The following is a 25042-nucleotide window of genomic DNA, read 5'->3' on the forward strand; positions in this document are numbered from 1 at the left end:
CATGAACTACATCTCCACGCGCGGCGCCGGCATCGGCGAGCGCCACACGTTCTCCGACATCCTGCTCGGCGGTCTCGCGAAGGACGGCGGGCTGTACCTGCCGGCCGAGTACCCGAAGGTGTCGGCCGACGAACTGGCCCGCTGGCGCACGCTGCCGTACGCGGATCTCGCGTTCGAGATCCTGTCGAAGTTCTGCGACGACGTGCCGGCCGACGACCTGCGCGCGATCACGCGCCGCACGTATACGGCCGCCGTGTACAGCAACACGCGCCACGGCGAGAACGCGTCCGACATCACGCCGCTGAAGACGCTCGGCACCGAGAACGGCGCGCCGGTCTCGCTGCTCGAACTGTCGAACGGCCCGACGCTCGCGTTCAAGGACATGGCGATGCAGCTGCTCGGCAATCTGTTCGAGTACACGCTCGCGAAGCACGGCGAAGCGCTGAACATCCTCGGCGCGACGTCGGGCGACACGGGCAGCGCGGCCGAATACGCGATGCGCGGCAAGGCCGGCGTGCGCGTGTTCATGCTGTCGCCGCACAAGAAGATGAGCGCGTTCCAGACCGCCCAGATGTTCAGCCTGCAGGATCCGAACATCTTCAACCTCGCGGTCGAAGGCGTGTTCGACGACTGCCAGGACATCGTGAAGGCCGTGTCGAACGATCACGCGTTCAAGGCGCAGCAGAAGATCGGCACCGTCAACTCGATCAACTGGGCGCGCGTCGTCGCGCAGGTCGTGTACTACTTCAAGGGCTATTTCGCGGCGACGACGTCCAACGACGAGCGCGTGTCGTTCACGGTGCCGTCGGGCAACTTCGGCAACGTCTGCGCGGGTCACATCGCGCGGATGATGGGCCTGCCGATCGCGAAGCTCGTGGTCGCGACCAACGAGAACGACGTGCTCGACGAGTTCTTCCGCACCGGCGCATATCGCGTGCGCAGCGCGGAAAACACGTATCACACGAGCAGCCCGAGCATGGACATATCGAAAGCGTCGAACTTCGAGCGCTTCGTGTTCGACCTGCTTGGCCGCGATCCGGCACGCGTGATGCAGCTGTTCCGCGACGTCGAGGAGAAGGGCGGTTTCGATCTCGCGGCGAGCGGCGACTTCGCGCGCGTCGCCGAGTTCGGCTTCGTGTCGGGTCGCAGCAGCCACACGGACCGCATCGCGACGATCCGCGACGTGTTCTCGCGTTACGACACGATGATCGATACGCACACGGCCGACGGCGTGAAGGTCGCGCGCGAGCACCTCGACGCGGGCGTGCCGATGATCGTGCTCGAGACGGCCCAGCCGATCAAGTTCGGCGAGACGATCCGCGAGGCGCTCGATCGCGAAGCCGAGCGGCCGGCCGCATTCGACGGGCTCGAGGCGCTGCCGCAGCGTTTCGAGGTCGTAAAGGCCGATGCGCAGCAGGTGAAGGACTTCATCGCCGCGCATACGGGCGCATAACGTAGCACCCGGGGCAGCGCCGGGCCGCGGGGTCGCAAGCCCGGCGGCGCAGGACGGCCGGAATGCCGATTCGTCGCACGGATCGGGGTTCCGGCCGTTTCGTTTGCTGGCGGCCGCGCGCGGGCGCGTTGCCGGATGGCGCGCGAAACGAGTGCCGGGGCAGCGCGTTCGCGCCGATCACAGTTGCCGCATGTCCGGCATATCGCACGTGGGTGCGATGGCGTCGCTACAATGACGTATTGATTCCAACGATCCCCGATTCCATCGATGTCGAACCCGAATCCCGCGGCGCCGCGCGCGCCGATGCTGTCGACCGCCGAAGCGCTCGCCGCGCTGCTCGAAGCCGCGAAGCCGCTGCCCGGCGCCGAAACCGTCGCCACGCTCGACGGTCTCGGCCGTGTGCTGGCGGCCGACGTGAGCTCGCCGCTCGACGTGCCGCCGATGCATACGAGCGCGATGGACGGCTATGCGGTGCGCGTCGCTGATCTGCTGCACGGCGAGCGGCGCCTGCCGGTGTCGCAGCGGATCCCGGCCGGCCACCCGGCCGCGCCGCTCGCGGCGGGCACGGCCGCGCGGATCTTCACCGGCGCGACGGTGCCGCCCGGCGCCGACGCCGTCGTGATGCAGGAGCAGACGTCGGCCGACGGCGATGCGGTCGAAATCCTCCACACGCCGAAGGCCGGTGAGTGGATCACCGCGCAGGGCGCGGACATCCGCGAAGGTTCGGTGATCCTGCCGGCCGGTACGCGGCTCACGCCGCAGGCGCTCGGGCTGGCCGCGTCGGTCGGCTGTGCGCAGCTGTCGGTCGCGCGGCGGGTTCGCGTCGCGGTGTTCTTCACCGGCGATGAACTGACGATGCCGGGCGAGCCGCTGAAACCCGGCGCGATCTACAATTCGAACCGCTTCACGCTGCGCGGGCTGCTTGAGCGGCTCGGCTGCCACGTGACCGACTTCGGGATCGTGCCCGACTCGCTCGCCGCGACCCGCGACACGCTGCGCGAGGCCGCGCGCGATCACGACGTGATCCTGACGAGCGGCGGCGTATCGGTCGGCGACGAGGATCACGTGAAGCCGGCCGTCGAGGCTGAGGGGCGGCTCGCGCTGTGGCAGATCGCGATGAAGCCGGGCAAGCCGCTCGCGTTCGGCGCGGTGCGCCGCGGCGACGCGCGTCCCGACGCGCACTTCATCGGGCTGCCGGGCAATCCCGTGTCGAGCTTCGTCACGTTCCTGCTGTTCGTGCGGCCGTTCCTGCTGCGCCTGTCCGGCGTGCGCGACGTCGCGCCGCGTGCGCTGTCGCTGCGCGCGGACTTTTCGCAAAGCAAGGGCGATCGGCGCAACGAATTCCTGCGCGCGCGCGTCAACGCGGCCGGCGGCCTCGACCTGTTCCCGAACCAGAGCTCGGCGGTGCTGACGTCGACGGTCTGGGGCGACGGCCTGATCGACAATCCGCCGCAGCACGCGATCAGCGCGGGCGAGACCGTGCGTTTCATTCCGTTTTCCGAACTGCTGTCGTAACGCGACGGCTTCCTGACCCATGAAGATTCAACTGAAATTCTTTGCAAGCGTGCGCGAGGCGCTGGGCGTGTCCGACGAACAGGCTGACGTGCCGGACGGCGTGACGACCGTCGGCGACGTGCGCGCGTGGCTGCGCCTGCGCGGCGGCGCGTGGGCCGAGACGCTCGCCGAAGGGCGCGCGCTGCGCATGGCATGCAATCACGAGATGACCGACCCCGATACGCGGCTCACCGACGGTTGCGAGGTCGCGTTTTTTCCGCCCGTGACGGGCGGTTGAGCTTTGCATGGGACCAGAGTAGAGCGCTGAAGCGCCAACTCTGGTCGACCGCGAAGCATGGGACCAGAGTAGAGCGCTAAAGCGCTAACTCTGGTCGACCGCGAAGCATGGGACCAGAGTAGAGCGCTAAAGCGCTAACTCTGGTCGACAGAGGCAGACGATGGCTACGGTACGAGTACAGACTAACGATTTCGACCTGAACGCCGAGGTGGCGGCGCTGCGCGCGCGCAACCCGAAGATCGGCGCGGTCGCCTGCTTCGTCGGCACCGTGCGCGACCTGAACGAAGGCGATTCGGTCGCCGCGATGGAACTCGAGCACTATCCGGGGATGACCGAGAAGGCGCTCGAGAAGATCGCCGCCGAGGCCGCCCGGCGATGGCCCGGGATCGACGTCGCGATCGTGCATCGCGTCGGCCGGCTGCTGCCGCTCGACCAGATCGTGATGGTCGCGACGGTCGCATCGCATCGCGGCGACGCGTTCGCGTCGTGCGAGTTCGTGATGGACTACTTGAAGACCGAGGCGCCGTTCTGGAAAAAGGAAACGACGCCGGACGGCGAGCGCTGGGTCGACGCCCGCAGCACCGACGATGCGGCGCTCGCGCGCTGGGGCGTCGAATCGGGCAACACGCCGCGTTGAGCGCGGCGTTCGTGTCGTGCGGCGACGTGCCGCAGGCACTCAAGCGCTCCGGCGCTGCGAATCGTCGTGTCAGGCGTCCGGATCGGTTCCGCGCCCGATGATCTTCGTCGGAAACGGCTCGCCGCGGGCGCGTGACGGCAGCGCATGCGGATCGTCGTCCGTGTCGCGACGGCGTGGCGCGATCGCGTCGAGCAGCGCCTGCTGCTCGGGCGGAATCTGATAATCCCAGCCGAAGCGGCTCAACTGCAGGCTCTGCGCGATGCGCAGCGCGGGCTCCATGAAGCGGATGGCCGCGGGCGGCGTGTAGCGTCCCTCGACGGTCTTCAGGAACAGCGACAGCCAGCGGCTGAAATGCGCGGGCTCGATCCCGTCGAGTGGCTGGTGCGCCTGCTGCACGTTGCCGCGATAGCCCTTGGTGCCGAGCACGAGGCTCGACCAGAAGCTCACCATCTTCGGCAGATGGTCGTCCCAGCGGCCGTCCAGCTTCGCGTCGAACACGGGGCCGAGCAGCGGATCGGCGCGCACGCGCTCGTAGAACGCGTACACGAGGTCGCGGATGTTGTCTTCGGTCGGTTCGGCGTCGCGCGGGCGGGCCGGGGCGGTTTCGGGCGAGGCGGGCAGGGCGGTCATGGCAAAAAGGGCCGGGAAATCAGGGCGTCAGCGTCGTGTCGGCGGAACGGCAGCGTGGGCAACGCGCAGGACGCCGACAGAATTTTCACGCAAAATAGCGTCCACCGATGCCTGAAAAATGCGTAGGTGCCATGCATCTTATTGCGCGCCGGCCGTCCCGGCAACCCGGCGCCGTCAAGCGGCCTCGAGAACCGTCCCGGCGCGCGTCTCGATTGATCCGGCCCGCTTGATCGGGGCGCGATCGATCATTTTCCGTATTCGCTCATGAGACTCACCGACTACACCGACTATTCGCTGCGCGTCATGCTGTACCTGGCCGTGCGCGGCGAGGGGCTCGCGACGATCCAGGAGATCTCGGACGCCTACGGCATCTCGAAGAACCATCTGATGAAGGTCGTGCAGCAGCTCGGCGAGCTCGGCTGGGTCGATACCGTCCGCGGCCGCAACGGCGGGCTGCGGCTGTTTCCCGATTCGCTGAAGCTGACGGTCGGCCAGGTCGTGCGCGCGACCGAGAACGATTTCGCGCTGGTCGGCTGCTTTGCGCCCGACGGCGACGAGTCGCGCGGCTGCGTGATCGAACCGCAGTGCCGCCTGAAGGGCGTGCTGGCGGCCGCGCGCGACGCATTCTTCGCCGAACTCGACCGTCACACGCTCGGCGAACTGACCGTGCCCGCGTCGCCGCTCATGGCGCTGCTGGGCATTCGTCCGATCGCGCTGGTGCGTGCCGAGCCGTCCGGGGACGACGCGCCGGCATCCGCCGCGTCGCCGTCGAAGGTCGGCTGACACGCCGGCACCATCGCCGCCATCCGGGCGGCGGCCGGCCCGCAGGCCGCCGCATCGCCAGCCGGCGATTTTTGCGCTGAATCAACCCGAATTTCGCTTGAAACCCGTATAACCATCCACATCTTGGTGTTAATCGAAAATTGGAGGTCTCGCCAAATGAGAATCGACAAGCTCACCACCAAGTTCCAGGAAGCACTCGCGGACGCCCAAAGCCTCGCGGCAGGCCGCGACAATCAATACATCGAACCCGTTCACGTGCTGGCGGCGCTGGTCGCGCAGCAGGACGGCTCCGCCCGCTCGCTGATGTCGCGCGCGGGCGTTCACGTGCAGGCGCTGCAAGGCGCGCTGAACGAAGCCATTTCGCGCCTGCCGCAAGTCACGGGCACGGGCGGCGACATCCAGATCGGCCGCGAGCTGGCCGGGCTGCTGAACCAGGCCGACAAGGAAGCGCAGAAACTCAACGACACGTTCATCGCGAGCGAGATGTTCCTGCTCGCCGTGTCCGACGACAAGGGCGACGCCGGTAAGCTCGCCCGTCAGCATGGCCTCACGCGCAAGGCGCTCGAAGCCGCGATCGCCGCGGTGCGCGGCGGCTCGCAGGTGCACAGCCAGGACGCGGAAAGCCAGCGCGAGGCGCTGAAGAAATACACGGTCGACCTGACCGAGCGCGCCCGCGCGGGCAAGCTCGATCCGGTGATCGGCCGCGACGACGAAATCCGCCGTTCGATCCAGATCCTGCAGCGCCGGACCAAGAACAACCCGGTGCTGATCGGCGAGCCGGGCGTCGGCAAGACCGCGATCGTCGAAGGGCTCGCGCAGCGCATCGTCAACGGCGAAGTGCCCGAGACGCTGAAGGGCAAGCGCGTGCTGTCGCTCGACATGGCCGCGCTGCTCGCCGGCGCGAAGTATCGCGGCGAGTTCGAGGAGCGCCTGAAGGCCGTGCTCAACGACATCGCCAAGGACGAAGGCCAGACGATCGTGTTCATCGACGAGATCCATACGATGGTCGGTGCCGGCAAGGCCGAAGGCGCGATGGACGCAGGCAACATGCTGAAGCCGGCGTTGTCGCGCGGCGAGCTGCACTGCATCGGCGCGACCACGCTCGACGAATACCGCAAGTACATCGAGAAGGACGCCGCGCTCGAGCGCCGCTTCCAGAAGGTGCTCGTCGACGAGCCGAGCGTCGAGGCGACGATCGCGATCCTGCGCGGGCTGCAGGAGAAGTACGAACTGCACCACGGCGTCGACATCACCGACCCGGCGATCGTCGCCGCGGCCGAGCTGTCGCACCGCTACATCACCGATCGTTTCCTGCCGGACAAGGCGATCGACCTGATCGACGAGGCCGCGTCGAAGATCAAGATGGAAATCGATTCGAAGCCCGAAGAGATGGACAAGCTCGATCGCCGTCTGATCCAGCTGAAGATCGAGCGCGAGGCCGTGAAGAAGGAGCAGGACGAGGCGTCGCAGAAGCGTCTGCAACTGATCGAGGAAGAGATCGATCGCCTCGGCCGCGAATATGCGGACCTGGAAGAGATCTGGACCGCCGAGAAGGCCGCGGTGCAGGGCAGCGCGCAGCTCAAGGAAGAGATCGAGAAGGTGCGGGCCGACATCGCGCGTCTGCAGCGTGAAGGCAAGCTGGAGAAGGTCGCCGAGCTGCAGTACGGCAAGCTGCCGCAACTCGAGTCGCAACTGAAGCAGGTCACGCAGGCCGAAGAGCAGGAGCAGCACAACCCGACGCGTCCGCGTCTGCTGCGCACGCAGGTCGGCGCGGAAGAAATCGCGGAAGTCGTGTCGCGCGCAACCGGGATTCCGGTGTCGCGGATGATGCAGGGCGAACGCGAGAAGCTGCTGCACATCGAGGAAAAGCTGCACGAACGCGTGGTCGGCCAGCACGAGGCGATCGGCGCGGTCGCGGATGCGATCCGTCGTTCGCGCGCCGGTCTCGCCGATCCGAACCGCCCGTACGGCTCGTTCCTGTTCCTCGGCCCGACGGGCGTCGGCAAGACCGAGCTGTGCAAGGCACTGGCGGCGTTCCTGTTCGATTCGGAAGAGCACCTGATCCGCATCGACATGAGCGAGTTCATGGAGAAGCACAGCGTCGCGCGGCTGATCGGCGCGCCGCCGGGCTATGTCGGCTACGAGGAAGGCGGCTACCTGACGGAAGCCGTGCGCCGCAAGCCGTACAGCGTGATCCTGCTCGACGAGATCGAAAAGGCGCACCCGGACGTGTTCAACGTGCTGCTGCAGGTGCTCGACGACGGCCGCATGACCGACGGGCAGGGGCGTACGGTCGACTTCAAGAACACGGTGATCGTGATGACCTCGAACCTCGGCTCGCAGGTGATCCAGGCAATGACGGGGGCACCGCAGGAAGAGATCAAGGACGCCGTGTGGCTCGAAGTGAAGCAGCACTTCCGCCCCGAGTTCCTGAACCGGATCGACGACGTCGTCGTGTTCCACGCGCTCGATCGCAGCAACATCGAATCGATCGCGAAGATCCAGCTCGCGCGCCTGCACGACCGGCTCGCGAAGCTCGACATGGCGCTCGACGTGTCGCCGGCGGCGCTCGAACAGATCGGGAAGGTCGGCTACGATCCGCTGTTCGGCGCGCGGCCGCTGAAGCGCGCGATCCAGCAGGAGATCGAGAACCCGGTCGCGAAGCTGATCCTCGCGGGCCGCTTCGGTCCGAAGGACGTGATCCCGGTCGACGTCAGCGACGGCAAGTTCGTGTTCGACCGCGTCGTGCACTGATCGCCGGCGATCGGCCGCACGCCCGGTTCGCGCCGGGCGCGCAAAAACAAACACCCCGCTCAGGCGGGGTGTTTGCATATGGTGCGGCCGAAACCGCCGTCGAGGCCGTCAGCCGGCGCGGTGCGGGCTCAGGCCTGCTTGCCGCCGAACATGCCGGCGAGCTGCGTGAGCGTGCCGAGCACGTTCGACGTATCGACCTGGCCGCCGGCCGGCACTTCGCCGTTCGGCGTCGCGCCGTTGACGACGTGCGGCAGCACCTGCGCGAGGATCGACGATGCCTGGGACGGATCGATGCCGACCTTGCTCGCCAGCGAGCCGACGACGTCGGAACCGAGCACGTTCTGCAGCGTGTCGGCCGAGATCGGCTGGTTTTCGCCGTTGCCGACCCACGAGCCGATGATGTCGCCGGCGCCGCCGGCCTTGAACTTCTCGATCAGGCCGTTCAGGCCGCCCGGCTGGTTGTTGATGAATTCGAGCGCGGTCGCGATGAGCGCGCTTTGCGAGTTGCCGCCGGCCTGGCCGCCGATCAGACCGCCAACGATGTCGAGGAGACCCATGGTTCTTCACCTTCACTGAAAAGGGCGCCGCAACGACGGCGCCCGTTGATCGAATGCCGCGCGCACGCAATCGTACGCGCGGCGCACATCAGGCGCCCGACGCCGCGGCGGCGGAGGCTGCCTTGTCCTTCTTGCTCTTCTTCTTCGAACCCTTCGTCGCCTTCGTGGACGACGCTGCTGCCGGCGCGCTCGCTCCCGCATCGGCGGATGCCGCCGCGGCCGCGGCCGCCTTTTCCTTCTTCGACGCACGCTTGCTCTTGGCCGGCTTCGACGCCGCTTCCGGCGCGCTGGCGGCCGGGGTCGGCGCTGGCGCCGGCGTTGCGGTCGTCGACGTCGGCGCCGTGCCTGTCGATGTCGTGGCCGACGGGGTTGCGGACGTCGTCGCGGCCGGCTTCGACAGCTTCACGCCCTTCGGCGGCGTCGACGAGCCGCCGATCGTCAGGCCGTTTTCCTCGAGATGCCCGACCGACTTCGTGCCGAGACCCTTCACGCGGTTCGCGAGATCGTCCGCATCCTTGAACGGGCCGTTCTTGGTGCGTTCGTCGATGATCGCCTTCGACTTCACGGGCCCGAGGCCCTTCACCGATTCGAGCGCGGCCTGGTCGGCAGTGTTGACTTCGACGGCCGCGGCGAGACCGGCGGCAAGCGACAGCGATAGCGCGACGAACAGCATCAGCAGCTTTTTCAGCATGGCATAGGCTCCCTGGTTCTGACGGATGAATGGCTGTTGCAACGGACGGCGGGGCGAGACTTCGCCGGGCGTCGCCGTTAAGCATAGGACAAATGCGTGCCCTTTTTGAGACAGGCTGACCGAATCTTGCTGAAGGCTTGCGTCGCTGTAAAGACAGAAAGCCGCGCCGTGCGGTGGTTTTGACCATTCTTTACGGTGTCTGCGGCGGTGATCTCAGATCGTTGTACTTGGCCGATCGATAACGCTTGACTTAGAGTGAACTCTAACTCCTAACCTTGATCCTGCCATGTCGAAAACCGTATCCACACCTTCCGCCGCCGGTCCGCTGACGATCGGGCAAGTCGCCGAACTGACCGGCGTGTCGACGCATACGCTGCGGTATTACGAGCAGGCCGGCCTGCTGCGCGCGATTTCGCGCACGGCGGCCGGGCACCGGCTCTATGCGCCGGCCGACCTTGACTGGCTTGCCTTCGTGATGCGCCTGAAGGCGACCGGCATGCCGATCGCGCAGATGCAGCAGTTCGCGGCGCTGCGTGCGCAAGGCGAGTCGACGTTCGGTGCGCGGCGGCGGTTGCTGGCCGAGCATCGCGACGCGGTGCGCGCGCATATCGCGGAACTGCAGGCGAGCCTCGACGCGATCGGCGACAAGATCGCGTATTACGAGACGCAGGAGCGCGAGACGGAACGACGGGCGACCCCTTCTCACTCTTTATTGGAACAGGACGGACACCATGGAACAACGCGTTGACGATCGCTATGCGCGGGGCTGGGACAAGTTGAAGGAAATCGACGGTGAAGCGGGCGAGCGCGTGATCGCCTCGCTTGCGTCGATCGCGCCGGATTTCGGCCGGATGGTGATCGAATTTCCGTTCGGCGACGTCTACAGCCGGCCGCAGCTCGACCTCAAGTCGCGCGAAATCGCGACGATCGCGGCGCTGGCCGCGCTCGGCAACGCGCAGCCGCAGCTGAAGGTGCATATCGAGGCCGCGTTGAACGTCGGCTGCACGCGCGACGAGATTGTCGAGGTGTTCATTCAGATGGCCGTCTACGCGGGGTTTCCTGCTGCGCTCAACGCGTTGTTCGCGGCGCACGAGGTGTTCACGCGGCGTGATGAAGCGGCTGGTCGGGACGGCGGCACGGCCGAAGCGGTCGCGCACGCCGCGTGATGCGACGCGTGCCGGTGCGTCAGAGGCGGTGCGGCGCGACGATCCGGTGTTTCGCGATCCGCCGGTACAGCGTCGCGCGCGAGATGCCGAGCGCCTGCGCGGCCGCGTCGGGCCGCCAGCGATGCGCGGTGAGCGCCGCGACGATACGGCCGCGTTCGTCGTCCGGCAGCGCGCCGGCCGGACCGGCGCCGAGTTGCGCGGCGAGATCGGCCGGCAGGTCGCGCCGCGTCACGCGTGCGGCGTCGCATACCGCGCACGCATAGCGCAGCACGTTGCGCAACTGCCGCACGTTGCCGGGCCACGGGTACGAGGCGAGTTGCTCGGCGAGCGACGCGTCGAGCGTGAGCACGTGGCCGGTCGCCTGCGCTTCTTCGGCGAATACCGCGGCGATCACGTCGCGCACGTCCGCGCGCTCGCGCAGCGGCGGCAGTTCGAACGTCGCGCCGCTCAGCCGGTAATACAGATCCTCGCGGAACGTGCCGTCGGCCACCATGCGCGCGAGATCGCGGTGCGTCGCGCAGATCACGTCGAGATCGACGCGCACCGGCGTATCGCTGCCGAGCGGCACGACCTCGCCGTCGGCGAGCACGCGCAGCAGGCGGGTCTGCAGCGTGAGCGGCATGTCGCCGATTTCGTCGAGGAATAGCGTGCCGCCGTCCGCGAGCGCGATCTTGCCGCGCGCGCCGTGCTTGCGCGCACCGGTGAACGCGCCGGCCGCATAGCCGAACAGCTCGCTTTCGATCAGCGCCTCGGGCAGCGCGCCGCAGTTGACCGCGACGAACGGCCGTGCGCGTCGCGCACCGGCATCGTGGATCGCGCGGGCGAATACTTCTTTTCCTGCACCGGTTTCGCCCAGCACGAGAATCGGCAGCCGCTTGCTCGCGACACGCAGCGCGAGTTCGGCCTGTTGAGCGACGCGCGCGTCGCTGCTGTGCAGGAACGGCGTCAGCGCGCCGACGTGGCGCTGCGCGGTGCCGGGGCGGCGCGACGCCGTGCCGGTTTCGCGGCCGGTGCGCCGGAGCGGCGCGCGCAGCCGCGCATAGAGCGGGGCGCCGGTCGCGCGCAGCCGCAGCGCGACGATTGCGTCGAGCCGCGCGGCGTCGCGCAGCGGCATCTCGGTTGCGTCGAAGATCTCGTCGATATGGCGCGGTTCGCGCAGCGCCGGCAGCGCGTCGCGCGCTTGCCGGTTCGCGGCGACGATGTTGCCGCACTCGTCGAACGCGATCAGCCATTCGGGCTGTGCCTCGACGTAATGACGATTCGGATGCCCGAACAATATCCAGTGCTGCGCGGTGCTGTGCACGAAATAGCCGTCCTCGATCAGCGCCGCGCTCTGCCGCACGAGCTGATATACGAGCCGCTGGCTGTCGCGGCCGTCCGGCGACTGGACGGCCGACGCGTCGAGCACGCCGATCAGTTCGCCGCCCGGCGCGAAGATCGGGGCCGCACTGCAAGTGAGCGTGGTGAACGCCGCGCGGAAGTGGTCGGTCTTGTGCACGGTGATCGGCGCGAGATCGGTCAGCACGCTCGCGACCCCGCAGGTGCCTTCCTCGCTTTCCGACCAGCACGAGCCGATGTGCAGCCCCGCATGACGGAAGTCGTTGCGGCGTTCGCGGTCGATGCGGTAGTCGATCGTCACGCCGTGCGCGTCCGTCAGCATCACGCAGTAATCGGCGACGCGAATCATGTCGTGCAGGCGCGTCAGGCACTGGCCCGACGCGCGCAGGAAGGCTTCCTCCTTGTCGCGCACCTCGCGCAGCTCGGCCGCGGTCAGCACGCGCGGGCCGATCGACGACGCGGGGTCGAGCGCGTAGCGCTCGAGCGAGCGCTGCCACGACGACACGAGACGCGCGGAATCGGCCGGCGCGGGCAGGCGTCCGGCGAGCGCGCCGAGCACACGGTCGGCGTGCTGGGCCTGGGGGACGGCATAGGGCATGGTCGGCTCCGGTTCCGTACGGCGGGGAATTCGATGTTCTTGTAGCACATCCGCCTGCGCGGATCACATTGCATCGCAGCACGCGCGCGGCGTGAGACGTTCGTCTCAGCGACATCTCAGCGGGTCTCGCGCGGTTGAGACGCACGGGCGTGCCACGTGCGACGGTGGCCCGCATCATGGCGTTGCGCGCCGTGCCGCGACACGCGTGGCTTGCGGGCCGAAGCGCCATCCGGATGAAGGTGCCGAAACCGTCGCGCGGGGCGATCGACGGCGTGAGACGCATGGGCGGTTTCGCGGGGCGTCGGGCTGGCGCGGCAACTGCAGGCGATGGCCGGCATGGCCGCCGCGCCAGTCTGCAAGCGGGTTCCGTGGTCGTTGACCGCACGGTGGCACGCCGCTTGCAGATGTCACGGGCAAGCTCGGCGCGGTCGCGTCGGCGACGACGATCCGCTGCCCTCGATGACGGCGGACGACACATGCAGGGCCGGCGCGAGCGCCGGTCCACTGGATGGAGACAAGCCCGTGACGACGCCCGTGACCGTCGGCGTGATCGCGAACCCCGCATCGGGGCGCGACATTCGCCGCCTGACGACGCATGCATCCGTGTTCCCGACGGCGGAAAAGGCCAACATGGTCGTGCGTCTGCTCGCCGGCCTCGGCGCGATGGGCGTCGAGCGCGTGCTGACCTTGCGCGACAAGACGGGCATCGCGACGCTGCTGATGCGTGCGCTCGACACGCATCGCGCGGTCGCGCCGCGCGAGCGCTGGCCCGACGTCGAATTCGTCGACCTGCCGATCTCCGATACCGTCGCCGACACGCACGCCGGCGCCGCTTACATGCACCGGATGGAAGTCGCGCTGATCGTCGTGCTCGGCGGCGACGGCACCCATCGCGCGGTCGCCGCGCATTGCGGCGCGACGCCGCTCGTCGCGCTGTCCACCGGCACCAACAACGCGTTTCCCGAACATCGCGAGGCGACCGTCGCGGGCGTCGCGGCAGGACTCGCCGCGACCGGCGCCGTGCCGGCCGAGGTCGCGTTGGCGCGCAACAAGCGGCTCGTCGTGCGCTGCGCGGCGGGGGCGAACGCGGGGCGCGAGGAAATCGCGCTCGTCGACGTGTGCGCGGCCCGCCAGCGCTTCATCGGCGCGCGCGCGATCTCGGGGCCCGACGACATCGACACGCTTTATCTGACTTTCGCGGAGCCGGACGGCATCGGCCTGTCCGCGCTCGGCGGCGCGTGGGCGCCGCTCGAGCGCGGTGCCCCGCACGGGCTCGCGATGCGTTTCGCCGTCGACGGCAAGACCGCCGGCACGCCGCTCGTCGCGCCGATCGCACCCGGGCGCGTCGATCGCGTCGTGATGCGCAGTTGCGAGCGGCTCGAGCCGGGTGCGTGGCAGACGATCCCGTTCGAGCACGGCACGCTCGCGTTCGATGGCGAGCGCGAGATCGAGGTCGCGCGCGGCGACCGCTACGAGATCGCGCTCGACTGGCGCGGGCCGCTGACGGTCGATGTCGGCCGCACGCTGCGTTACGCGTCGTCACGGCAGTTGTTGCGCGATGCCGGCGCATGGCACGACTGACGATGGCTTCACGTTTCACCGACGGCCGGGCCGTCGTGCAATCCGTCGCCGGGGCGTTGCCGCGGCGGCATTCGCAGTCAGACCTACCCAGGAGACACACATGACCGTTTCGACACAGCTCAGCAGGGACACGCTGCTGGACGCCTACCGGCTGATGCGCACGATCCGCGAATTCGAGGAACGCCTGCACGTCGAGTTCGCGACCGGCGAAATCCCCGGCTTCGTTCACCTGTACGCGGGCGAGGAGGCCTCCGCGGTCGGCACGATGCTGCACCTCGGACTTGAAGACTATGTCGCCACCACGCACCGCGGGCACGGCCACTGCATCGCGAAAGGCGTCGACGTGCACGGGATGATGGCCGAGATCTACGGCAAGAAGACGGGCGTCTGCCACGGCAAGGGCGGCTCGATGCACATCGCCGACCTGTCGATGGGGATGCTCGGCGCGAACGGGATCGTCGGCGCGGGCGGCCCGCTCGTGTGCGGCGCGGCGCTCGCGGCCAAGCACAAGAAGACGGGCGGCGTCGGCGTGTGCTTCTTCGGTGACGGCGCGTCGAACCAGGGCGTGATCTTCGAATCGATGAACCTCGCGTCGGTGTGGCGGCTGCCGGCGATCTTCGTGGCCGAAAACAACGGTTATGCGGAGGCGACGTCGTCGAGCTGGTCGGTCGCGACCGACAACATCGCCGATCGCGCGAACGGCTTCGGGATGCCGGGCGTGATCGTCGACGGTTTCGACTTCTTCGCGGTGCACGAGGCGCTCGGCGAAGCCGTCGCGCGGGCACGCAACGGTGGCGGCCCGACGCTCGTCGAAGTGAAGTTCACGCGCTATTTCGGTCACTTCGAAGGCGATGCGCAGACCTATCGCGCGCCGGGCGAAGTGCAGAAGCTGCGCGACGAGAAGGACTGCCTGAAGCATTTCGAAGCGCGCGTCGTGCGTGCCGAGGCGCTGACGACCGACGAACTGCGCGCGGTCGATGTGCAGGTGAAGGCGTTGATCGACGACGCGGTCGCGCAGGCGAAGGCCGCGCCGCTGCCCGACGCGGCCGACCTGCTGACCGACGTGTACGTGTCGTACCCGTGAGCGCGATGTGACACAGCGGCCACCGGCCCGAAGCCGGCACGGCGAACCCAATATTCCAGGAGACGGACATGGCAAGGAAGATCACTTATTCGCAGGCGATCAACGAGGCGCTCGCGCAGGAAATGGCGCGCGACGACAGCGTGATCGTGATGGGCGAGGACAACGCGGGCGGCGCGGGCGCGCCGGGCGAGGACGACGCATGGGGCGGCGTGCTCGGCGTGACGAAGGGGCTGTTCCACAAGTTTCCGGGCCGCGTGCTCGATACGCCGCTGTCGGAAGGCGGCTACATCGGCGCGGCGGTCGGCGCGGCCGCGTGCGGGATGCGGCCCGTCGCGGAGCTGATGTTCATCGATTTCATGGGCGTGTGCTTCGACCAGATCTTCAACCAGGCCGCGAAATTCCGCTACATGTTCGGCGGCAAGGCCGTGACGCCGGTCGTGATCCGCGCGATGTACGGCGCCGGCCTGCGCGCGGCCGCGCAGCATTCGCAGATGCTCACGTCGCTGTTTACGCACATCCCGGGGCTGAAGGTCGTGTGCCCGTCGACGCCTTACGACGCGAAGGGGCTGCTGATCCAGTCGATCCGCGACAACGATCCCGTGATCTTCCTCGAACACAAGCTGCTTTATACCCGCGAAGGCGATGTGCCTGAGGAATCCTATGCGATTCCGTTCGGCGAGGCGAACGTCGTGCGCGACGGCGACGACGCGACGATCGTCACGTACGGACGCATGGTGCATCTCGCGACCGACGCGGCCGCGAAGCTCGCGAAGGACGGCATCCAGGTCGACGTGATCGACCTGCGCACGACGTCGCCGCTCGACGAGGAAACGATCCTCGAAAGCGCGGAGCGCACCGGGCGCGTGGTGGTGGTCGATGAAGCGAACCCGCGCTGCTCGATCGCGACCGACATCGCCGCGCTCGTCGCACGGCGCGCGTTCCGATCGCTCAAGGCACCGATCGAGCTCGTGACCGCACCGCACACGCCCGCGCCGTTCGCCGGCGTGCTGGAAGACCTTTACATCCCGTCCGCCGACGCGATCGCGCAGGCGGTACTCAAGACGAGGAGCTGACACGATGTCGATTCACATGATCACGATGCCCAAGTGGGGGCTGTCGATGGAGCAGGGGCAGGTCAACGGCTGGCTGAAGGCGATCGGCGAACGCGTGACGAAGGGCGACGAAGTGCTCGACGTCGAGACCGACAAGATCTCGTCGGGCGTCGAATGCGCGTTCGACGGCACGCTGCGCCGTCAGGTCGCGCAGGAAGGCGAGACGCTGCCGGTCGGTGCGCTGCTCGGCGTGGTGGCTGCGGCCGAGGCCAGCGATGCCGACATCGACGCGGCGATCGCCGAATTCCAGCGCGACTTCGTGCCGACCGCGACCGCCGACGACGCGGCCGGCCCGCAACCCGAGAAGGCGCAGATCGGTGGACGTACGATCCGGTTCCTGAAACTCGGCGACGGGTCGGGCACGCCAGCGGTGCTGATCCACGGCTTCGGCGGCGACCTGAACAACTGGTTGTTCAACCACGCGGAGCTCGCCGCGCATCGGCCCGTATGGGCGCTCGACCTGCCCGGGCACGGCGAGTCGGGCAAGGCGGTCGACACCGGCAGTCTCGACGAACTGGCCGACGCGGTGCTCGCGCTGCTCGACGCGCAGCACATCGATCGCGCGCACCTGATCGGGCATTCGATGGGCGGCGCGGTCGCGATGGCGGCGGCGGAGCGCGCGCCGCAACGCGTTGCCTCGCTGGCGCTGATCGCGAGCGCCGGGCTCGGCGTCGATATCAACCGCGGCTACATCGACGGCTTCGTCGCCGGCAACAGCCGCAATACGCTGAAGCCGCACCTCGGCGCGTTGTTCGCCGACAACGCGCTCGTCACGCGGCAACTGGTCGAGGATCTCGTCAAGTACAAACGGCTCGAAGGCGTGCAGGCCGCGCTGGAGAAGATCGCGAACGCCGCGTTCGACGGCGCGTCCCAGCGGCGCGTGTTCCGCGACCGCGTCGGGGCGCTCGCGCCGCGCACGCTCGTGATCTGGGGCGAGCGCGACCAGGTGATTCCGGCGCAGCATGCGCAGGGCTTGCCGGACGGCGTGCGGGCCGAGGTGATCGCCGGCAGCGGTCACATGGTGCAGATGGAGGCGGCTGCCGACGTGAACCGCCTGATCGTCGCGTTTCTCGGAGACTGACGATGGCCGCCGCGCTCGAACGACCCAGCCTCACCGCGCTCGGCCAGCCGGGCGCGAGGAGTCGCGGCAAGCTCGCGCGCATCCCGGTGCGCGTCGAGCCCGCGGCCGGCGCGGCGCTGCCGAAGCCGCCGTGGCTGCGGGCGCGGCCGATGATGAGCGGGGCGGTCGCCGACATGGCGGCCGTGCTGCGCGATCACCGGCTGCATTCCGTCTGCGAGGAGGCGATGTGCCCGAACATCGGCGAATGCTTCGCGCAGCGCACCGCGACGTTCATGATCATGGGCGGGCTGTGCACGCGGCGCTGCCCGTTCTGCGACGTCGCGCACGGCCGCCCCGAGCCGCTGGATCCCGACGAGCCCGCGCGGCTCGCCGACGCGGTCGCGGCGCTCGGGCTGCGCTACGTCGTGATCACGTCGGTCGATCGCGACGACTTGCGCGACGGCGGCGCCGCGCATTTTGCGGCCTGCATCGCGGCGGCGCGCGCGAGCGTGCCGGGCATCGGCGTCGAGGTGCTGACGCCCGACTTCCGTGGCCGCGTCGCGCGGGCGCTCGATGCGTTGTCGTCGGCGTGGCCGGACGTGTTCAATCACAACGTCGAAACGGTGCCGTCGCTGTATCGGGCGGCGCGGCCGGGTGCCGATTATCGCGGTTCGCTCGACCTGCTCGCGCAGGCGAAGGCCGCGCGGCCGACGCTCGTGACGAAATCGGGTTTGATGCTCGGGCTCGGCGAGCGCGACGACGAGGTGCGGGACACGCTGCGCGACCTGCGCGCGCACGAGGTCGACGTGCTGACGCTCGGCCAGTATCTCGCGCCGTCCGCGCATCATCTGCCGGTGCGTCGCTACGTGAGCCCCGACGCGTTCGCCGCGTGGCGCGACGAGGGGCTGGCGCTCGGTTTCAGGGAAGTCGTTGCAGGCCCGCTCGTGCGGTCCTCGTACCACGCAGCCGACGTGCTGGAGGACGCGTAGGCCGCGCGCCGTGCGTCATGCGCTGTATGCGCTGACGGCCGGTTGCGCGCGGCTGACGTGGCGCAGGTAGAGCGCGAGGCCTGCGCCCGCGAGCATCAGGCTGATCGTGTTCGCGAACCAGAAGCCGCGCGCGCCGGTCAGCCAGGCCGGTGCGATGCCGCCGACGTCGAAGCCGAGCACGTAGCCGCCGCCGAGCCCCACGCCCCACAGCGCGACCGCATAGATCACGGTCGGCACGACCGCGACCTTGTACGCGCGCAGCACGAAGGCGGACGTGATCTGCAGCGCGTCGAAGAAGTGGTAGCAGGTGACGATTGCGACCAGCGGCAGCGCGGCGGCGGCCACGGCCGGGTTCGGTGTGTAGCCGCCGACGATCAGCGGACGCAGCGTGAACACGAGCACGCCGTACGCGGCTGCGATCCCGCACGCGAGCATCACGCTGTGCCGGCCGAGCAGGCGTGCCTCGTCCGGGCGGCCGGCGCCGAGTGCGCGCGCCACCAGCGTCGACGCCGCGACGCCGATCGACAGCGGCGTCATGTACAGCACCGCGCCGATGTTGCCGGCGATCTGGTGGCCGGCGAGCGTCGTCGTGCCGAATTGCGCGATGAAGAGCGCCATGCACGTGTACGACGTGACCTCGATCAGGTACGACAGGCCCATCGGCACGCCGAGCTTCAGGATCGCCTTCTGGCGTGCCCAGACGGGCCAGCAAAAGCGCGAGAAGATCGAAAGCGGCGAGAACACGTCGAGCTTTGCGAGCAGCGTGAAGCCGATCAGCGCGAGCGCCCAGTTGATCAGCGTGCTGGCGAGCCCGCAGCCGGGGCCGCCGAGGGCCGGCACGCCGAGGCCGCCGAAGATGAACCACACGTTGAGCGGAAACTTGAGCAGCAGCGCGCCGACCTGCAGGATCATCGCGAGGCGCGGCTTGCCGGCTGCGTTGGTCAGCGCGTTGTAGATCCGGAACACGAGGCTCGCCGGCAGGCCGTACGACAGGATCCGCAGGTAATCGACCGTGCGGTCGTGCAGCGCGGGCGGCGCGTGGGCGATGTGCAGCAGCGGTTCGGGAAAATGCAGCAGCAGGAAGCCGGGCACCGCGAGCATCAGCGCGAGCCACAGCGCCTGGCGGACCTCTTCGCCGATTTCCGCGTAGCGCCGCGCACCGTACAGTTGCCCGGTGATCGGCTGCAGCGCGGACAGGATGCCCGTCATCCCGATGTAGACCGACACGTAGATCGACGAACCGAGCCCGAGTGCGGCCAGGTCGATGGCCGAATAGCGGCCGACCATTGCCGTGTCGATCACGCCGAACGCGATGATCGCGAGCTGGCCGACGAGCACCGGCCATGCGAGACCGACGATCCGGCGGATGTCGGCGAACATCGTCAATCGACCGTCCGGTGGCGCGCGCCGCGGCGCTTGACGGGCGCCGTCGGCCGCTCGATGCGCTCGTACAGGCGGAAGCGTTCGTCGCGGTCGGCGACGCGGCGGCCTTCCCACACGAGACGCCACACGTATTGCGACATCGCGCTCGGCTCGCCGAAGTCCGCGCGATCCTGGCGCAGGATCACGTCGCAGTCGCCCGAGAACTCGAAGTGCATGTCGCCGAAGTATGCGAAGGTCGCGATCTGCGCATCGCCGAGCCGCACGGGCGAGATGCATTCATAGTCTTTCGGCAGATGCGACGCGATCTGTTGCGCGACGTCGCTGTAGGTCCGGCCGTAGTTGACGATCGGCAGCCACAGCGTCATCAGCAGCACCCACATCAGCGTGGTGCCCGCGCCCGACAGCACGACGCTGCGCCACAGCACCTTCGGCTGGCGCGAGATGCGCCAGCGCGCGAGCAGGCACCAGCATACGGTGACGATCACCGCGCAGATGAACGACAGGATCTTGAAGTGCGGTTCGTAGCCCGGCACGAGGCGCGCGAGGTTGCGCGCGAGCGGGTGCGGGAAGCCGGTGAGCGACGCGAGCCATACGAGCCACACGAAGGTGCCGAGAATCGTGAAGCTCAGCACCGCGAACCAGTCGAATGCGTTGATCGCGCCGCGCTTGAGCGTCGGCAGCGCGAAGGTGGCGAGCACCGCGAGCGGCGGCAGCAGCAGCATGTACATGCGGTTCGACTGTTGGCTCTGCAGGATCACGAGCGCGACGAGCGGCACCACGACCGACAGCGGAATCGCGATGTGCGCGCGGCGGCGCATGCCGGCCCAGCTCCACCAGGCCCAGATCGCGAGCGGCCACGCGGGCCACGTGAACAGCGGCAGGTTCTTCGCCGCGTAGGCGAGCACCGCGGTCGGCGGGCCCGAGAAGCGCATCAGGCTGCCATGGATCCACTGGTTGAAGAACCACGCGGCGTCGTCGGGTGCCGCGTGGAACGCGGCGAGCGGCCACAGCGCGAAGATCGCGGCCGCGAGCGGCAGGCCGACCAGCGGCAGGCGCAGGTTGCGCATTTCCGGCGTGACGAGCCACAGCGCGGCGGTGCCGGCGAGCAGCGCGACGACGAGCACCGGGTTGCCGGACAGCGCGACGAGACCGATCGCGATGCCCCACCACAGCGCACCCTGCATCGGCTTGTCGATGCCGCGCACGATGCCGTACACGAACATCGCGATCCACGCGAACTGCGCGAGCTGCGGCGTGGTTTCGTGGCCGCGCTCCGCGAGCCCGAAGCACGCGACGAGGACCAGCAGCGCGCCGTCGGCGAGCGTGCGGCCGTAGTCGCGCGGCTCCGGCTCGCCGCCGAATGCGTACTTGAACGGCTGGACCTCGGCGCGCCGGCCGAGCAGGTAGGCGGCGTACCAGACGAACGCGCACGCGACGCAGAACAGCACGCCCGTGTCCACGCGCGACGCGTTGCTCGCGTCGACCCACGGCGCCAGCGCGCGGATCGACAGCGCGCCGAGCCAGTAGCCGAGCGGCCCGTCGGTCGTGATGAACTTGCCGACGAGATTCGGCAGCAGCCAGTCGTGCCAGCCGCCGGTGGCCATCGTCCACATCACGCCGAAACCTGCCGCGTCCTCGTTCTTCCACGGGTCGCGGCCGAACAGGCCGAACGCCGCGTAGACGAGGCAGAGCGTGAGCAGCAGCCAGCGCGGCAGCGCGCGCGTGGCGGAGGCGGTGAGACGAACGACTGGCTTCATGCAGATGAGCGATTTGTTATGGGCGGGCGGCCGGCGCGGTCATGCGCCCGCCGACGGCGCCGGATTCGAGCATCCGGCATTGTAGACGCGCCGGCCGTTGCGCGTCGGACGATTGCCCCGGCACCGGCCTGCGAGCGGTGTTTTCCCGGCGAGCGGAGACAAAAAAGGGCAGCCTGGGCTGCCCTTTCGTGCGGTACCGGTGCGTTGCAACCACCGGATCGGTGCGAAGCTTACTTCGCGACCTTGCCGCTGGCGCGTGCGCCGAACTTGTTCTTGAACTTCTCGACACGGCCTGCCGTGTCCATGATCTTTTGCTGACCCGTGTAGAACGAGTGCGATTCCGACGACACTTCGATCTTGGCGAGCGGGTAGGTCTTGCCTTCGTGTTCGATGGTTTCACGCGTCTGGATCGTCGAGCGCGTGATGAACTTGAAGCCGTTCGACATGTCTTGGAAGACGACTTCGCGGTAGTCCGGGTGAATGCCAGGTTTCATGATGTTCCTTGGTGAGAGCGGTAGCCAACCCGCCGCTTGCCGTGCCGGACCGCACGTATTTGCGCGATTCAGCCGACGTCAAGCCCGGCGCGAGCCACTTGCCTAAGGTCGAAAAACGGCGATTATGCCAGAAAATCAGACGGTTGACGAATAATTTTCACCGCGCGTCGAGGGCGCCCGTCCGGGCCGGATCCTGTCGATAGTAGCGGGCGAGCAGCCGGTAGAGTTCCGGAAATTCGGACTCGAACGCACGCGGTCGCACGAACAGCGCCTCGCTGCACACCGCGAAGAACTCCGACGGGTGATCGGCGGCATAGGGATCGATCAGCGAGTCGCGCTCGAAGCGCGCCCACGCGCGATCCGGCACCGCATCGACGCGCGCGCAGAACTGGTCGTACGCATGCTCGAACACGTCGGCCCACGCCTGCGCGTCGAGGTGCGGCGCGTGCCAGCGGCGAAAAAGGGGCGGATACCCGTCGGCCTCGCCGTTGACCATGTCGATCTTGTGCGCGAACTCGTGGATCACGACGTTGTACGCGTCGCGGCCGTCCGTCATCTGTGCGTCTTCCCACGACAGGATCACCGGGCCGCCTTCCCACGCTTCGCCGCTCGCATCCTGCTCGACTTCATGGACGACACCGTCCTCGTCCTGCACGGTCTTGCGGATGACGAATTCGCCCGGATACACGACGACGCCGACCCAGCCGTCGTACAGCGACAGATCGAGGTTCAGCACGGGCAGGCACGCCTGCGCGGCGATCGCGACGATCATCTCGTCGGTCAGCTCGAGCCCATGCGCGGTCGAGAACGATTTCTTCGCGATGAACAGGCTCGTCAGCTCGCGCAGCCGGCCCAGGTCGCCGGGCGACAGCGCGTCGAGGAACGGCAGGCGTGCGACGGTGTCCTGCCACAGCGCATCGGGAATCGGATGGCTGCGCAGCGCGCGGTCGCGGCGGCGGTCGTCGAACCAGCGGGTCAGTTTCGAGAGCATGGAGGCAGCGCGGGAGAATCCAAAGCCTGTCTTTTAACTCAATCGATCTCTTTTTGCCATGCCGCGAAGAGGCCGCCGACGAGCGCGACACCCGCGAGGAAATAGAAACCGTCGAGCGACGCGAGAAACGACGCCTGTTGCGCGACCATCCGGGCGACAGATGCGATCGCGAGGGCGTGCGCCTCGCTCAGTGCATGGCCGGCGGCCGCATAGCTGTGCGTGAGTGTGTCGACCGTTTGCTGGAACAGCGGATCGAACACGTTCGCGCGCTCCACGAGCCGCGTCTGATGTACCGCCAGTCGGTGCTGCTCGACGATGATCACCGACGACGTCGCGAACGAGATCGTCAGTTGTCGCACGATGTTCTTCAGCCGGTAGCCATGCGTGTATTCGTCGATCGCGAAGATGCGGAACGTCAGGTTCGCGACCGGCAGCACGATGAACAGCAGCAACAGCCCGCGCAGCAGCAACGGGACGATCAGCGCGGCCTCGCCGACCTGGGGCGTCATCCGCGTCATCCACAGCGCGGCGACGATCGCGATCGCGAACCCCGGCACGACGAACCATTTCTTGTGCGTGACGCGCTTCGCATGGCGCAGGTAGGCGAACAGCGCGGTGGCCGAGATCAGCGACATCGTGCCGACCAGGCGCCCGGCGTTCTCGACCGGATAGCCGAGCCCGCCTTCGAGCAGGCGGGAGGTCAGGTAGCTGAAGCCCGTCGACTCGTAGTAATAGAACATGTACAGCAGCAGCCCGACCTGGAACGTGCGCTCGCGAAACGCATGCAGTCGCACGAGCGGCGTCGGATGGTTCCACTGGTGATACGCGAACCACGCGAGCGCGCCGAGGCCCGCGATCGTCAGCAGGATCAGCATCGGCGAGCCGCTGTAGAGCTGGTAGTGCACCTGCTGCAGCACGATCTGCAGGGCGCCTTGCGCGAGCGCGAACACGACGTACGGCCAGAAATGCCCGGAGCCACGTTCGTCGTCGGGCGTCCTGCCCGAATCGGGCAGCGTGACGAGCGCGAGAATCGCGAACGCGATGCCCGTGGGCGCGGTGCACGCGAACAGCGCGCGCCACGTCGAATGCGCGACGAGCAGCCCGCCGACGATCGGTGCAAGCGCGCTGCCGAGCAGGATCATGATCAGGAACGCGCGCGTGGCGGGCGGCCGCTCCTGCGGCTTGAAGCTGATCTGGATCAGGATCCGGCATGCACCCATCATCGGGCCGATGAAGTAGCCCTGGAAGCCGCGCGCGAACGCGAGCTCGAGCGATGTGTCGGCAAGCGCCGCCGCGATCGCGCCGAACGAGAACATCAGCATGCAGCCGGCGACGTAGCGGCGATGCCCGAGCCGATCGACCCACCATTGCTGCTGCAGGATGCCGAGCACGGCCGTGACCGCATACGCGCTCGACGACCACACGAGTTCGTCGGGCGATGCGTTGATGCCACCCGCGATATAGCTCGCGAAGAACGAGAAGGCCGCGTTGTCGAAGTAGTCGATGCCGGTGACGAGCGCGAGCGCCCACGGGAACAGGTCCGCGCGCAGGTTCGCGCGGCTCCACAGTGGCGGGCGACCTGGCGCGACGTTCATTCCCGGTCCTTGCGCGCGCGCCGCGTGCCGGCTTCGGCTTGCCGCTGCGCGATCAGCGTGTCGGGGTTTTCGCCGGCGAGGCGACGTTCGATGTAGTCGATGTCGTGCTGCAGTTCCTTGCGCAGCGCGACGGCTTCCTTCAACTCGCGCTGGACGGCCGCGATCCGCCGATCGAGCGTGTCGATTTGCCCGGCGAGCCCCGAGCGGATGTCGCGCAACGATGCGTCCGAATAACGGCGCCGGCCGTCGCCCGTTTCTTCCAGCGGGCGCTTGAGCATCTCGGTGATGCCGTGTAGCGAAAAGCCGAGCGCGCGCAGCCGCAGGATGCGGGCGAAGCGTTCGAGATCGGCTTCGTCGTAAAGGCGATAGCGGCCGCCGCTGCGTGACGGCGTGACGAGCCCGCGCTCTTCGTAATACTTCAGTGTGCGCGGTGTGACGCCGAGCCGCGACGCCGCGTCGCTCACGGTCAGCAGCGAGGGGGAAGTGTCGTTCGGCATCGGGATGGCGGGGTCTGGGTCGGGGCAATGGCGCGATTATAGATCAACCTGTACGTTCACGTTCAGGTTGGCATGAAAAAACGGCCGCCGGGCGAAACGC

At 68.2% G+C, this 25042-nt stretch carries 23 protein-coding genes; 13 read left to right on the forward strand and 10 right to left on the reverse strand.

Annotation, left to right across the window (positions count from 1 at the left end):
• The first annotated feature begins 1 nt into the window (after position 1).
• From thrC to ACV22V_RS05510, 4 genes are all read left to right on the forward strand, one after another.
• Positions 2-1453, forward strand: a complete 1452-nt coding sequence (gene thrC / locus ACV22V_RS05495) for a threonine synthase (protein WP_448013198.1) — start codon at positions 2-4, stop codon at positions 1451-1453.
• A gap of 267 nt (positions 1454-1720) precedes the next feature.
• Positions 1721-2968, forward strand: coding sequence for a molybdopterin molybdotransferase MoeA (locus tag ACV22V_RS05500; RefSeq protein WP_448013199.1), 1248 nt, complete (start codon positions 1721-1723; stop codon positions 2966-2968).
• A gap of 19 nt (positions 2969-2987) precedes the next feature.
• Positions 2988-3245 (forward strand): molybdopterin converting factor subunit 1, encoded by a 258-nt coding sequence (gene moaD / locus ACV22V_RS05505; RefSeq protein ID WP_006758354.1) that lies wholly within the window; start codon positions 2988-2990, stop codon positions 3243-3245.
• A 160-nt stretch (positions 3246-3405) separates the two neighbouring features.
• Positions 3406-3882, forward strand: coding sequence for a molybdenum cofactor biosynthesis protein MoaE (locus ACV22V_RS05510; protein WP_059693276.1), 477 nt, complete (start codon positions 3406-3408; stop codon positions 3880-3882).
• Between the two features lie 69 nt (positions 3883-3951).
• On the opposite strand, the gene ACV22V_RS05515 is transcribed toward ACV22V_RS05510, so the two are convergent.
• A complete protein-coding gene (locus ACV22V_RS05515) occupies positions 3952-4512 on the reverse strand; it encodes a group III truncated hemoglobin (protein ID WP_448013200.1) in 561 nt (186 codons plus the stop codon).
• A 264-nt stretch (positions 4513-4776) separates the two neighbouring features.
• On the opposite strand from ACV22V_RS05515, the gene ACV22V_RS05520 reads away from it, so the two are divergent.
• Both ACV22V_RS05520 and clpB read left to right on the forward strand, forming a co-directional pair.
• Positions 4777-5295: an Rrf2 family transcriptional regulator gene (locus ACV22V_RS05520; protein ID WP_059529849.1), complete on the forward strand. Its 519-nt coding sequence runs from the start codon at positions 4777-4779 to the stop codon at positions 5293-5295.
• A gap of 156 nt (positions 5296-5451) precedes the next feature.
• Positions 5452-8049, forward strand: a complete 2598-nt coding sequence (clpB, locus tag ACV22V_RS05525) for an ATP-dependent chaperone ClpB (RefSeq protein ID WP_059529853.1) — start codon at positions 5452-5454, stop codon at positions 8047-8049.
• A 128-nt stretch (positions 8050-8177) separates the two neighbouring features.
• Here clpB and ACV22V_RS05530 read toward each other — a convergent pair whose 3' ends face one another.
• Together ACV22V_RS05530 and ACV22V_RS05535 are read right to left on the reverse strand one after the other, a co-directional pair.
• Positions 8178-8606, reverse strand: a complete 429-nt coding sequence (locus ACV22V_RS05530; RefSeq protein WP_448013201.1) for a YidB family protein — start codon at positions 8604-8606, stop codon at positions 8178-8180.
• A gap of 88 nt (positions 8607-8694) precedes the next feature.
• Positions 8695-9297: a ComEA family DNA-binding protein gene (locus tag ACV22V_RS05535; RefSeq protein WP_448013202.1), complete on the reverse strand. Its 603-nt coding sequence runs from the start codon at positions 9295-9297 to the stop codon at positions 8695-8697.
• A 286-nt stretch (positions 9298-9583) separates the two neighbouring features.
• On the opposite strand from ACV22V_RS05535, the gene ACV22V_RS05540 reads away from it, so the two are divergent.
• Entirely contained in the window at positions 9584-10045 is a 462-nt protein-coding gene (locus ACV22V_RS05540) for a MerR family transcriptional regulator (RefSeq protein ID WP_448013203.1), read from the forward strand.
• Positions 10029-10463 carry a carboxymuconolactone decarboxylase family protein gene (locus ACV22V_RS05545; RefSeq protein WP_059693265.1) on the forward strand — a complete coding sequence of 145 codons (435 nt, stop codon included), beginning with the start codon at positions 10029-10031 and terminating at the stop codon, positions 10461-10463. The genes ACV22V_RS05540 and ACV22V_RS05545 overlap by 17 nt, the downstream gene beginning before the upstream one ends.
• Positions 10464-10482: 19 nt before the next feature.
• On the opposite strand, the gene ACV22V_RS05550 is transcribed toward ACV22V_RS05545, so the two are convergent.
• Complete coding sequence (locus tag ACV22V_RS05550) at positions 10483-12399, reverse strand: sigma-54-dependent Fis family transcriptional regulator (protein WP_175916355.1); 1917 nt, start codon at positions 12397-12399, stop codon at positions 10483-10485.
• 522 nt (positions 12400-12921) lie between these two features.
• Here ACV22V_RS05550 and ACV22V_RS05555 point away from each other — a divergent pair.
• The 5 genes from ACV22V_RS05555 (at position 12922) to lipA (ending at position 18225) form a co-directional block, all read left to right on the forward strand.
• Positions 12922-13980 carry an ATP-NAD kinase family protein gene (locus tag ACV22V_RS05555; protein WP_448013204.1) on the forward strand — a complete coding sequence of 353 codons (1059 nt, stop codon included), beginning with the start codon at positions 12922-12924 and terminating at the stop codon, positions 13978-13980.
• Between the two features lie 100 nt (positions 13981-14080).
• On the forward strand, positions 14081-15064 hold the full coding sequence (locus tag ACV22V_RS05560; protein ID WP_448013205.1) for a thiamine pyrophosphate-dependent dehydrogenase E1 component subunit alpha: 984 nt from the start codon (positions 14081-14083) through the stop codon (positions 15062-15064).
• Positions 15065-15132: 68 nt separating this feature from the next.
• Complete coding sequence (locus ACV22V_RS05565; protein WP_059529875.1) at positions 15133-16137, forward strand: alpha-ketoacid dehydrogenase subunit beta; 1005 nt, start codon at positions 15133-15135, stop codon at positions 16135-16137.
• Positions 16138-16141: 4 nt separating this feature from the next.
• Positions 16142-17257 (forward strand): acetoin dehydrogenase dihydrolipoyllysine-residue acetyltransferase subunit, encoded by a 1116-nt coding sequence (locus ACV22V_RS05570; RefSeq protein WP_448013206.1) that lies wholly within the window; start codon positions 16142-16144, stop codon positions 17255-17257.
• 2 nt (positions 17258-17259) lie between these two features.
• The gene (gene lipA / locus ACV22V_RS05575) at positions 17260-18225 is read left to right on the forward strand and encodes a lipoyl synthase (protein WP_448013207.1); all 966 of its coding nucleotides are present in this window, start codon (positions 17260-17262) and stop codon (positions 18223-18225) included.
• 15 nt (positions 18226-18240) lie between these two features.
• On the opposite strand, the gene ACV22V_RS05580 is transcribed toward lipA, so the two are convergent.
• The 6 genes from ACV22V_RS05580 to ACV22V_RS05605 form a co-directional block, all read right to left on the reverse strand.
• Positions 18241-19605 (reverse strand): MATE family efflux transporter, encoded by a 1365-nt coding sequence (locus ACV22V_RS05580; RefSeq protein WP_059529884.1) that lies wholly within the window; start codon positions 19603-19605, stop codon positions 18241-18243.
• 2 nt (positions 19606-19607) lie between these two features.
• On the reverse strand, positions 19608-21365 hold the full coding sequence (locus tag ACV22V_RS05585) for an ArnT family glycosyltransferase (RefSeq protein ID WP_448013208.1): 1758 nt from the start codon (positions 21363-21365) through the stop codon (positions 19608-19610).
• 230 nt (positions 21366-21595) lie between these two features.
• The gene (locus tag ACV22V_RS05590; protein WP_040144297.1) at positions 21596-21859 is read right to left on the reverse strand and encodes a type B 50S ribosomal protein L31; all 264 of its coding nucleotides are present in this window, start codon (positions 21857-21859) and stop codon (positions 21596-21598) included.
• Positions 21860-22016: 157 nt separating this feature from the next.
• Positions 22017-22850: a M90 family metallopeptidase gene (locus ACV22V_RS05595; RefSeq protein ID WP_059529890.1), complete on the reverse strand. Its 834-nt coding sequence runs from the start codon at positions 22848-22850 to the stop codon at positions 22017-22019.
• Positions 22851-22888: 38 nt separating this feature from the next.
• Positions 22889-24445 (reverse strand): MFS transporter, encoded by a 1557-nt coding sequence (locus ACV22V_RS05600; RefSeq protein ID WP_448013209.1) that lies wholly within the window; start codon positions 24443-24445, stop codon positions 22889-22891.
• Positions 24442-24942, reverse strand: a complete 501-nt coding sequence (locus ACV22V_RS05605) for a MerR family transcriptional regulator (protein WP_059693252.1) — start codon at positions 24940-24942, stop codon at positions 24442-24444. Before ACV22V_RS05605 ends, ACV22V_RS05600 begins: the two co-directional genes overlap by 4 nt.
• Positions 24943-25042 lie beyond the last annotated feature (100 nt).

Source organism: Burkholderia sp. AW33-5 (genome assembly GCF_053427615.1).